Raw genomic sequence first — 11,165 nt, 5'->3', positions numbered from 1 at the left:
TCCTGACAAACGGTCTTTTTTTTGTCAAAAAAATCCGTTTTGTGTATCTATTGCCCTATCGTAACAACTCCTGCTCCTCTGTGCAAACATTAAGGAATTTTCATGCTCAATAAATTAATCGACAAACTAAAAAAGGGACTGACCAAAACCCGCGAAGGCATGGTACAAAAAATCCGCGAAGTCATTCGGCGGCACCCTAAAATCGACGAAGAAACCCTTGAAGAAATTGAAGAAATTCTCATCGAAGCAGACGTTGGCGTAGAACCCACCCTTCGCATAATTGACCAATTGCGCGAACGCTTTGAAACCGGCGAACCCGTTGAAAATCCGGAAACCGCAGTCCAGGAATTTCTCGAAGAAGAAATCCGCAAAATCCTCCTGCCTTCAGACACTGCGCCATCTATCGCAATCACAACCAAACCCCACATTATCCTCGTCGTAGGTGTCAACGGCGTGGGCAAAACCACCACCATTGGCAAAATGGCTCACAAACTCAGCCGCGAAGGCAAAAAAGTACTCTTTGCCGCGGGAGACACATTCCGGGCAGCAGCCATTGACCAACTCGGCATCTGGGCCAACCGCACGGGATCTGACATCGTGCAACACCAACCGGGCGCAGACGCAGCGTCCGTGGCATTCGACGCCATTCAGGCAGCCAGAGCACGCGACATCGACGTCGTACTCATCGACACAGCAGGCCGCCTGCACACCAAAATCAACCTCATGGAAGAAGTCAAAAAAATCCGCCGCGTCGTCGCCAAAGCCATGCCCGGTGCCCCCCACGAAACCCTGCTCGTACTCGATGCAACCACCGGACAAAACGCCGTCATACAGGCAAAACAATTTCACAGCACCGTTGAACTCACGGGCCTTGTCCTGGCAAAACTCGACGGCACCGCCAAAGGAGGCGTAATCATCGCCATCGCCGATGAACTCGACCTCCCCGTGCGCTATGTTGGCCTGGGAGAAGACATTGAGGACCTGGATGACTTTGACCCCGAAACCTTTGTCCAGGCTCTATTTGAGTAATTGACGCCAATGCGAAATCGGGTATATTCAGAAAAACGCGAATAGACGGAACGGTGTATAACTGGCCGCCTCTCAGGCCAGTTCATCAACGAATAGACGAACCCTGCCCAACCACACGATTTCACACTTCACACTTTTCACTTCTTCATGCCTATCCAACTGCCCATATATCTCGACAACAACGCCACCACACCCATAGATGAACGGGTACTCAACGCGATGTTGCCCTATCTCAAAGATCGCTTTGGCAATGCCGCCAGTCGCACACACACCTTTGGGTGGCATGCCGAAGATGCCGTTGATCTCGCGCGGGAACAAATAGCCAGCCTCATCAACGCACAGCCCAAAGACATCATCTTTACCAGTGGCGCCACAGAATCCGACAACCTCGCCATCAAAGGCGTGGTCGCCGCAGCCAAAACACCGCACATCATCACACAAGCCACCGAACACCACGCCGTACTCGACTCTTGCCGCGCCCTGGAACGCGACGGCGTCTCAGTCACAGTCTTACCCGTAGATTCACACGGTATTACCGACCCATCAGACATCGCAAACGCCATCACAGACAAAACCGCACTCGTCTCCATCATGGCGGCCAACAACGAAATCGGCACTTGCCAGGCCATTGAAGAAATCGGGGCAATATGCCGTGAAAAAAACATCTATTTTCACACAGATGCAGCACAGGCCATTGGCAAGTACCCGCTCGACGTCGAAGCCATGCACATCGACCTGCTCTCCATCTCCGCCCACAAACTCTACGGACCCAAAGGCGCAGGCGCGCTCTATGTGCGCAGCCGTCCGCGCGTTCGCCTCGTCGGCCAAATAGACGGCGGAGGCCATGAAAAAGGCATGCGCTCTGGCACGCTCAATGTACCGGGCATTGTGGGCCTGGGAGAAGCCTGCGCGCTCACACAAAAACATATCGAAACCGAAGCAAAACACAGCCAGAACTTGCGCCATCGCCTGCAAAACCACCTCTTCAACGCGCTGCCCCAGATACAACTCAACGGCCACCCCGAACAACGCCTGCCGGGCAACCTCAACATCAGCTTTACCGGTGTAGATGGCGAAAGCCTGCTCATGAGCTTGCGAGACGTAGCCCTCTCATCTGGTTCAGCCTGTACATCCGCATCTCTCGAACCATCCTACGTACTCAAAGCCATTGGTGTCAGCAATGACATGGCACAGTGCAGCATACGCTTTGGCATTGGCCGATTCAACACCGAAGTAGAAATTGATTATGTTGCAGAACGCGTGATTAAAGAAGTCAATCGCCTGCGCGAAATATCGCCAAACTACTAAACATCCCCGGAGCCACCATGCCAACACCAGACCGACCCCAACGCCCCGAAATCTTACCCGAAGTCAAAAACATCGTCGCAGTATCCAGTTGCAAAGGCGGCGTGGGAAAAACAACAGTTAGCGTGAACCTCGCGGTCTCGCTCGCCAAGCAGGGCGCAACGGTCGGCTTGCTCGACGCGGATATTTACGGACCCAACGTGCCGATCATGATGGGCAGCACGGCGCAACCCAGGTCCATGGGCCAAAAAATACTGCCCCTTGAAAATCACAATGTCAAATTCATGTCTCTCGGCCTTATCGCCGGAGAAAATGCCCCCATAATATGGCGCGGTCCCATCGTGGGCAGAATGATACAGCAATTCATAGTTGACGTGATATGGGGCGCACTCGACTACCTCGTCGTCGATCTCCCCCCCGGCACGGGCGACGCACAACTCACCCTTGCCCAAACCGTGCCCCTCAGCGGTGCGGTCATAGTCACCACCCCGCAAAATGTCGCATTGGAAGACGTACATCGCGGCATAGAAATGTTCCGCAAAGTCGAAGTCCCCATCCTCGGCATTGTCGAAAACATGAGCTATTTTCTCTGCCCGTGTTGCGGAGACCACACCCCCCTCTTTGGCGAAGGCGGAGGTCAACACATCGCCGATGCATTTGGCCTGCCCCTACTCGGACAAATCCCCATCCAGCCCAACATTCGCGAAGGCGGCGACACGGGTGCGCCCATCGCAACAGGTGAAAACAATGCTTTCCCCGAAATCGCCCGGCGCATTGCCAACGCACTGGAAGAAAGAGAAAGCGACCTGCCCGAAATCACAATTGTCTAACTTTTCGGGCTTGCGAATGAAAAAAAATACCTTACATTAAATCCCCGTGATCACTCAAATCCAAACACCAACCCGAAAGGGACGCCATGAGTGCAACTTATGAAATGCTCGTCGCACAGGCAGAAGCCAGCACCACGGGACTTTCTCCAGAACGCGCACAGGAGAAAATCAACGCAAATGGCACGCTGCTCATAGACGTGCGCGAGCGCGAAAATTATATCGAAGGATACATCCCCGGCGCGGAAAACGTACCGCGTGGCTTTCTCGAACTCCGCATAGAAAGCATGGACAATGACCGCGACCGCGCAATCATTGTCTATGGTGCTCAGGGCCAGGGCGCATTGGCCGCACAGGCACTTCAAGACATGGGCTATTCCGACGTCGCGTATATCCAGGGCGACATCGACGCGTGGCAAAATGCCGATCTCCACATTGACCGCGACCGCGCGCTCAACAAAGCCGAAGTACAGCGCTACTCCCGTCACCTCCTCATCCCCGAAGTGGGAGAACGCGGACAGGGCAAACTCCTCGACGCCAAAGTGCTGCTCATTGGCGCAGGCGGATTGGGCAGCCCAACCGGACTTTATCTGGCCGCGACTGGCATTGGGACACTGGGAATCGTCGATGCCGACATCGTCGATGTCACCAACTTGCAACGCCAGATACTGCACGGCACATCTGACCTGGGTCGTCTCAAAGCCATCTCGGCTTACGAGACCCTCAAAGAAATCAACCCCGGCTGCGATGTGGTGCCACACACCGACTATCTCACATCCGACAACATCATGGACATCCTTCCCCAATACGACATCATCGTCAACGGATGCGACAACTTCCCAACGCGCTATCTCGTCAACGATGCGTGTGTCTTCTTAAAAAAACCCATCGTGGATGGCAGCATCTTCCGCTTTGAAGGTCAGGTCACGGTGTACACGTGCGACGGTGAGGGGCCTTGCTACCGCTGCCTCTATCCCGCGCCACCGCCAGCAGACCTGGCACCGTCGTGAGACGAAGCAGGCGTGCTGGGTGTTCTGCCCGGCACAGTTGGCCTCGTGCAGGCCACAGAAGTTGTCAAACTCATACTCGGTCAGGGGGATCCACTCATCGGCCGCTTGCTGATGTACGACGCCCTGCAAATGAACTTCAACACATTCAAAATTCGCCGCGACAAAAATTGCCCTGTATGTGGCGACAACCCGACCATCACCGAACTCATGGACTATCAGGCATTCTGCTCCATGGATCACAGCGACGCGGCGGATTAAACGAATCAGCGGAACGGGGTACAACTGCGCCAGCAGTTCATCAACGAATCAACGAATCAACGAATCGGCGATCGTAACGACTTCAGGGGTGGAGTGGAGTTCGTCTATTCGTCTATTCGTCTATTCGTCTATTCGTGCTTTCCAAAAACACAAAGGGGTGAAACCACCAACCGGTCTCACCCCTTTTATTTTTTCCTCTTTGTGCATTCACCTCTGATAATGCATCCTATCCTCATCCTCCACAATACTACCATCTACAGGTACCTCGAGGCGATCTGCCCATTCGCCAATTTGCTCGTTAATCGTACCGGGTATCTCAATACCATGTTTGAGGCGGTGCTTGCGGTTGCGGTACTCAAAATCCCCCGGAACCAGAACTTCATCTACCCCATCGGCGGGTTCGGTCGTCTTCATCGCATCTAAAAATGCGCGAATATCCTGCTGATAACTGTCCAAATCTGTAAACGCGCTAATATCGATAACCTGCATAAACGCGCCTCCAGAACGCCGGCCCTCCCTTTGGGCTCCTGAAAGCAGCCCCATCAAACAGACCATCAGCGAAAGCGCGTAGCCCTTGTGCTCTCCAAAAGCACGCAAAAATCCACCATCGTAAAAATCGAGGGGATTGGTTGACGGATTATTATTCTTATCCACAATAAAAGTATCGGGAATCGACGCATTCTTGCTTCGCGCGACCTGGAGCTTGCCCTCGGCGACCATAGAAGTGGCAAAATCGATTACAAAAGGTGCCTCATCGCCCGTGGGAACGCCCACCGCAATGGGATTGGTACCCAGACTCCCTTTCCTCCCCCCAAAAGGCAAAACTTTCATCGTATTGGGCGAACCCCCACCAACCATGCAAATACCGATAAAACCCCCGCGCGTGGCAATCTCGACATATTCTCCCAGCCGCCCAATATGGGCAACCCGCGTGAACGAAACCGAACAAATTTCAGAAGTTCGCGCTTTTTCCATCGCCTGATGGACCGCGCGATAAGCCGTAAGATGCCCCACCCCCCCGTTGCCGTCCAGAACCAGTGTAGTAGCCGATTCCCGCACCGTAGTCGGTTCAGCCGCCGGATTCATCCCCCCCTCGGAGATATTAGTGAGATACAAAGGGATGCGGAGAACGCCGTGAGAATCGTGACCGGCGAGATTGGCATTCACCAGAATCTTCGCCACAATACATGCGATATCAGGTGTCGCACCAGAAACTTCGAACAAACGTCTCGTAAGCGCGTGAAGATGTGCGGGTTGATACGTGTGCATTTTCATGGGCGATATAATCTCCTTTGCGAATCTGCGAATCTACGAATCTGCGAATCTACGAATCTGCGAATCTGCGAATCTACGAATCTGCGAATCTGCGAATCTACGAACCCCACCCATCCTCCCAAAATCAGTGTGTATTGCCATTCGTCTATTCGTCTATTCGCGCTTTTTATCGTCTAAATCCCTGCGGCGAAAAACTCTTCAAACACCTCATCGGAAACCGTTGCACACGCCGCGCGCACATTGGCTTCGAGTTGCGCCTTATTCAGACTACCGAGCGGATTGCCGTGGATGCGGGTCTCACGAATACAGAATTGCAAAGTCAGCTCGAGCAAGTCGTACCCGCGATCTTCGCACCACAGACGCATATTCTCGGCGCGCTCGTGATCTTCTCGCCAGCGGTCGCGGGGCACAAAATTTTCCACTGGCACACCCGTGAGATAACCGCGCATAATCGACCAGCCATTCATCACGCCCAGATCGCGCGCCGCAGCAGCGGGCAAAATATCTTCGCTAATGGTCTGCCGCAAAAGATTGTGATCCCCAAAACACAGAAAACAATCCGTGCGCCCCGATTCGATCTGCGCCAGGTGAAAATCGTGGGGCCGCATCCCGTATCCAATAAAATTGACCCACCCCCGTTCCCGCGCCTTTTCCAATCCCTCGAGCGTACCCCCCGAAACCAGCGTAGCCTCGATACTCCACGGATCGTGAATAAAAAGCACATCGAAGTGATCAATCCCCAGAATATCGAGCTGGTCTTCTATATCGGCAAGCGCGTGCTCCGTTGAGTAATCCGGGTCTCCATCTCCATAGCCCCCCCACTTCGCGGCACTATGGCAACAAACGCGCCCGCTAATAATGATTTCACCGCGCTCGACAACGCCCTGCTTAATCGCAAGACCGAGCTTTCGAAGCGAATCGCCATAACACCGCGCACAATCGAAGTGATTAACCCCAATATCCACCGCAAACCGAATGAGATCTGCGGCTTCATCATCGGTAACAGAGCCAAAATTGTTGCCAAACCCCTGCGTACCAAAGGGAATAACAGGAATAGAAAGTTCTGTTTTGCCCCAGCGACGACGCGGGACTTGAAGAGTGGCTTTTTCAATCATGTCAAAGGATCTCCATCATCCAGTGCATATTCCTTCAGCGTGTCCAAATCGACAAACTCAAGCGTGGAAATATGCGTCCCCGAAAGATAAACGGGAGGAGCAAAACCCGCATTGAGAGCTTCAACCCAGCGCTGAACACACAAACACCAGCGATCACCCGGCACAAGGCCGGGAAAGCGCAATTCAGGCACAGGCGTACTCAGGTCATTGCCCGCAGACTGGGAAAAAGCCAAAAACTCTTCCGTCATCTCCGCACAGAGAATATGCAATCCCAAATCGCCCGGACCCGTGCGACAACATCCATCTCTAAAAAAACCCGTCATAGGATCGGTACAACAATTTTTGAGTTCCTCGCCCAAAACATTTTTACCGCGGTTCATTTTCACTCCAGAGATTAATTTGTATAAGGCACAGTACCGCTCTCATTCACCGTATATCCCCATTGTCGAATATAGTCCGCCCCAGGCAGAAATTCATCGCCCCCCTCATCGAGGCGGCGCTGGAGCCAGACGTCCAAATCGCGGCGCAAATCCGCGCATTCGGGATCATCAACGAGATTATTCAACTGAAAGGGATCAGCCTCGTTATCATAGAGCAACCACGGCCCATCAAGTGAGCGAACATACGTATATTTCACCGTCCGCAAGCCGCGATACTCACGCGCGCCCCTATCGCGCGTCCACTGCCCAAAAGGCTGCGGACATTGTAAAAGCGCGGCACCATCAGAAGGATTCTCACCTCCCATAAGATAATCCGAAAAATCCAGCCCCTCAACCGTATCGGGAACATCAATCCCGCAAAGCCCCAAAAGCGTAGGCATAATATCGGGAATATCAATAGGATCAGAAATCTCGCGACCCTCCGATCCAAATTGCGCCGGCCATCGCAACAAAAACGGAATGCGAATAGACTCCTCCCAGGGCTGTTGCTTTTTCGCACTCCCTTGTGAACCGAGCATATCGCCGTGATCCGAAAAAAAGAGCAAAAGCGTATCGTCGGCTATACCCTTATCATCAAGTGTCTGGAGCAAATCGCCCATACAATCGTCCAGCGCAGTACAATGGGCGTAGTATCCCGCAATCCATTCTCGGGCATTTGCTTCGGATTCTGGCGGCACATTCTCGCGCAAAGGCACATCCTCGGGACGATACATCGCGCGGTATTTTTCCGGCGCAGTCTCGTAAGGCGCGTGCGGTGGCCCCCATGAAAGCACAAGCAAAAAGGGATTCTCCGAATCGCGATTCTGGATGTACTCTTGCACATCGCGCGTCTGTGCAATCGCGTCGTATCCCTCCCATGTGAGCTTCTCGTCGGAATCATTGGCATAATAAAAAGAATTATTGTAATTGTGCGTACACTCCAGCACCTTCCAATAATCAAACCCCTGCCGATTTTCGGGCGGAATATAATTGGATCGCCCATTTGCATTCACATGCCATTTGCCGACATAAGCGGTATCGTATCCCGCATTCTTAAAAGCCTGTGCCAGACTAACAGCCCTATCGCTCAAATGCACATCATTGACAAAAACGCCATGCGTGAGCGGATATTGCCCCGTCAGCAGAGACGCCCGCGCCGGGCAACAAACCGAACACCCCGAAACCGCGTGTGTCGCATTGATACTTTGAGACGCGAGACGGTCGATATTCGGCGTCTGCACACAGGTATTGCCGGCATAACCAAACGCCTGTGCGCGCCACTGATCGCCAAAAATGAGAATGACATTACTGGCCATGATACTCCTTTACATTAAAGTGTAAATCCCGCAAAAAACCGCGACAATATTATAAACCAAAAAGGCCCTTGTCAATGTATCTGACAAGGGGCGAAGATGATGTGTTATCCACCACACCCTCAAAACCGCACAAACCCAACACTCACAAAAAATCCCGGCGCATCCAAACGCTTTGAAAAATCCAATCGGAATAAATTAAACAGCCCGTTAATCGACACACCCAATTCGTGGTGAAAACCGTCTGTATATTGCGGCGCGTAATCCAATAGCGTCCGATCTCCAAACCACGTGCGCCCGTGCCCGCCGTGAACAATCAAACCAATATTGCGCTCCGCAGCCCACCGCCAGCCGACCAACTCAAACGGAATCGTGCGAAAGTTGTGTTCCCAGAACATCCCCAACACCTTCTCGCCTTCATAAGGGCGATCCACTCGCGTTCGAAATCCCCCGAATATCGAAACCCTGCTCAATAGCACCCCTAAATCCAAAATCTCAAAACGCTGCCTGGGCAGTGTCCCCGCAAACGCACTGCCTACAACGCGCACGTCGAGCACATTGGGCAACAAACGCCGCTTAAACATCGTCTCGATCCGCCAATCCAACAGCACCCGAACCTGTGTAAAATCAAAATCACTACCAAATCCCGACCGGCTGTGTTCAACCTCCAATGCGATTTTTCGTTTCCCAAAAATGAGTGCGGGTCCCGAATTTTTACCCTCGATATCCGCACGCAAAAACACAGAACGCAAATTGCCCGGATCAATCTCCGGATTGGGCCGTTGCACATCAATATCCCCACTAAAATGCCAATCCGTCATCTTCTCCACCGAACTGTGTTGCGCAACATTAATCCCACCGCTCAACCGCACACCTGCCCTTCGCGGACGACCAAACCGATAGCCCGCAGTGCCCCTTACACCCTCGCGCCAGAAAAAATCAAAATAATCTTCTAAACCTCTAATCTGCCGCAAACTGACCTCGTATCGGCTATACAGTCTCGACCGATGGCGCGTATCTGTTCCGCGAAATCCCTCAAGCGAAACAAAACCCCTGTTGCTCGCCCCCCAGCGCACCGTTGCCTTGCCATTCAAAGACCACCGTTTCAAACCAAAATTATACGCACCTCCACCTTCAAAAGCCGCCCGGCTTTGACTCGACCCCGCAGAAATTTTTGAACCCAGATGCCCACCATCCACGCGATTGAACCATATATCGGGATCAACTCGAAACGGCAACTTGCGTTTCTTCTCACCATCCTTACTATTTTTTTCGCTTTTCTTCTTTTCCTCGTCATCCTTCACAAAACGCGCTAAAAACCCCTTTGGCTCATACGCTTTATCCAGCGTCATCGTGCTGTCAATGCGCGCATAAGCCTCTTGCTCGATATCATCCAACGGCACGGCGAGTGCTGTTTGAACCAACAAACTATCCTGTTCCACACGCGCAGAATCCACCACCACAATGCGATCCTGTTCATAAAGCGAATCGGGCAACGCGACATTCACCTCATACCCCGTCAACCGAGAAACGCGTTGTCTCTTAAAAGGCGGAAATTGCAAACCAATCATCCCAACCTCAACATTCACATCCGACTGATAGCCCACCGGCAAATAGTAATCACCGCCGAAATTGCTAAACTGCTGTCGCATAGTAATGGTAAATTCGCGAACAGGCGGAGGAAACAAAAACGCCCGATTTGGCGTCAATTCCACCTCCACGAGCGCGTACACACTATCGAGCACAGCCACGCGACCATTAAAAGCCGTCTTGAGGCTGTGTTTGGGTTTCACGTCAATATCGTAAATAATGCGATCATCCATTTTGCGACGGCCTGTGAGCACAAAATCATAGTGCTCCAGTGCATCGGGATGCGTAACACCGATCAAACGATGCCCGAAGAGTCCAGTTTCATCATCGTACAAATTCACACCCGCAGCCGCGGGCACGGCAATCCCCAAATCCAAATTCTCTGTCTCGCGTTTATCCTTAACGACCTCCCGCCATCCCTTTTTTTCATCCCAAAAACCATCGGACAAGCTCTCGACAATAGCGACAATCTCAGCGTCTTTGTACAAAACAAACCGCGAATAAGCCTCAACGCGAAACGTCTCCAGACTATCCCACCACGTTTGCTTCTGCGCGATGACCTTACGCATAATATTCGGGCCCATATCCTCAGCCTTCACCACGAGCGTCTCCAACTCAATCGGCACTGGCTCCAGGGCAAAATCGCGCACATCGGCTGCATCCTCCGTCACCTGGTACTGCTGCGACCGGTACCCGATATAGCGCACCTCCACCACCGCGGGAAGAGAGCGCAAAGACAGCACATACTTCCCCTCGGTATTTGAAATCGTACCATCATAAGCCCCAAGAACATGCACCGTTGCAGCGGGAAGCGGCTCTCCTGTTGACGCATCGGTCACAGTGCCCTGAATCACCTTTGCCTGCACCGGCGTAGCCAATAAAAGAACGGCAAAAAACCACACCCATTGCGTTGTCATAGTCTGTTTTACCATCTTGCGCTTCAAACTCTCATATTTCCGCGCGTTTTTCATACATCACAAGCCCAATGATCATAAAAATAATACCCATCAGAATTGTAAAAAAA

At 52.4% G+C, this 11,165-nt stretch carries 9 protein-coding genes; 4 read left to right on the top strand and 5 right to left on the bottom strand.

The window, feature by feature from the left end; genetic code table 11:
* Positions 1–102: 102 nt before the first annotated feature.
* The 4 genes from ftsY (at position 103) to moeB (ending at position 4,429) form a co-directional block, all read left to right on the top strand.
* Complete coding sequence (gene ftsY / locus F4Y39_02465) at positions 103–1,029, top strand: signal recognition particle-docking protein FtsY (GenBank protein ID MYC12572.1); 927 nt, start codon at positions 103–105, stop codon at positions 1,027–1,029.
* Between the two features lie 147 nt (positions 1,030–1,176).
* Positions 1,177–2,337: an IscS subfamily cysteine desulfurase gene (locus F4Y39_02460; protein MYC12571.1), complete on the top strand. Its 1,161-nt coding sequence runs from the start codon at positions 1,177–1,179 to the stop codon at positions 2,335–2,337.
* 17 nt (positions 2,338–2,354) lie between these two features.
* On the top strand, positions 2,355–3,164 hold the full coding sequence (locus tag F4Y39_02455) for an Mrp/NBP35 family ATP-binding protein (protein MYC12570.1): 810 nt from the start codon (positions 2,355–2,357) through the stop codon (positions 3,162–3,164).
* Positions 3,165–3,250: 86 nt separating this feature from the next.
* Complete coding sequence (gene moeB / locus F4Y39_02450; protein MYC12569.1) at positions 3,251–4,429, top strand: molybdopterin-synthase adenylyltransferase MoeB; 1,179 nt, start codon at positions 3,251–3,253, stop codon at positions 4,427–4,429.
* Between the two features lie 207 nt (positions 4,430–4,636).
* Here the strand turns inward: moeB and F4Y39_02445 are convergent, their stop codons facing one another.
* The 5 genes from F4Y39_02445 to F4Y39_02425 form a co-directional block, all read right to left on the bottom strand.
* Positions 4,637–5,704, bottom strand: a complete 1,068-nt coding sequence (locus F4Y39_02445; protein ID MYC12568.1) for an Ldh family oxidoreductase — start codon at positions 5,702–5,704, stop codon at positions 4,637–4,639.
* Between the two features lie 173 nt (positions 5,705–5,877).
* Complete coding sequence (locus tag F4Y39_02440; GenBank protein ID MYC12567.1) at positions 5,878–6,819, bottom strand: aldo/keto reductase; 942 nt, start codon at positions 6,817–6,819, stop codon at positions 5,878–5,880.
* A complete protein-coding gene (locus F4Y39_02435; GenBank protein MYC12566.1) occupies positions 6,816–7,199 on the bottom strand; it encodes a DUF2237 domain-containing protein in 384 nt (127 codons plus the stop codon). The genes F4Y39_02440 and F4Y39_02435 overlap by 4 nt, the downstream gene beginning before the upstream one ends.
* Before the next feature lie 14 nt (positions 7,200–7,213).
* The gene (locus F4Y39_02430; protein MYC12565.1) at positions 7,214–8,554 is read right to left on the bottom strand and encodes a sulfatase; all 1,341 of its coding nucleotides are present in this window, start codon (positions 8,552–8,554) and stop codon (positions 7,214–7,216) included.
* Between the two features lie 119 nt (positions 8,555–8,673).
* Positions 8,674–11,112 (bottom strand): carboxypeptidase-like regulatory domain-containing protein, encoded by a 2,439-nt coding sequence (locus tag F4Y39_02425; protein ID MYC12564.1) that lies wholly within the window; start codon positions 11,110–11,112, stop codon positions 8,674–8,676.
* Positions 11,113–11,165: the final 53 nt, after the last annotated feature.

Source organism: Gemmatimonadota bacterium (assembly GCA_009838845.1).
In the GTDB taxonomy this organism is placed as follows: Bacteria; Latescibacterota; UBA2968; order UBA2968; family UBA2968; genus VXRD01.
Note: the sequence above shows the minus strand (reverse complement) of the source record. Positions and strands in the feature narration are given on the sequence as shown.

Excerpts from the sequence above, each read along its gene's own strand:
- F4Y39_02445 (MYC12568.1), bottom strand. The coding sequence starts at position 5,704 with ATGAAAATGCACACGTATCAACCCGCACATCTTCACGCGCTTACGAGA.
- F4Y39_02440 (MYC12567.1), bottom strand. The coding sequence starts at position 6,819 with ATGATTGAAAAAGCCACTCTTCAAGTCCCGCGTCGTCGCTGGGGCAAA.
- F4Y39_02430 (MYC12565.1), bottom strand. The coding sequence starts at position 8,554 with ATGGCCAGTAATGTCATTCTCATTTTTGGCGATCAGTGGCGCGCACAG.
- ftsY (MYC12572.1), top strand. The coding sequence starts at position 103 with ATGCTCAATAAATTAATCGACAAACTAAAAAAGGGACTGACCAAAACC.
- F4Y39_02460 (MYC12571.1), top strand. The coding sequence starts at position 1,177 with ATGCCTATCCAACTGCCCATATATCTCGACAACAACGCCACCACACCC.
- F4Y39_02425 (MYC12564.1), bottom strand. The coding sequence starts at position 11,112 with ATGAAAAACGCGCGGAAATATGAGAGTTTGAAGCGCAAGATGGTAAAA.
- F4Y39_02435 (MYC12566.1), bottom strand. The coding sequence starts at position 7,199 with ATGAACCGCGGTAAAAATGTTTTGGGCGAGGAACTCAAAAATTGTTGT.
- F4Y39_02455 (MYC12570.1), top strand. The coding sequence starts at position 2,355 with ATGCCAACACCAGACCGACCCCAACGCCCCGAAATCTTACCCGAAGTC.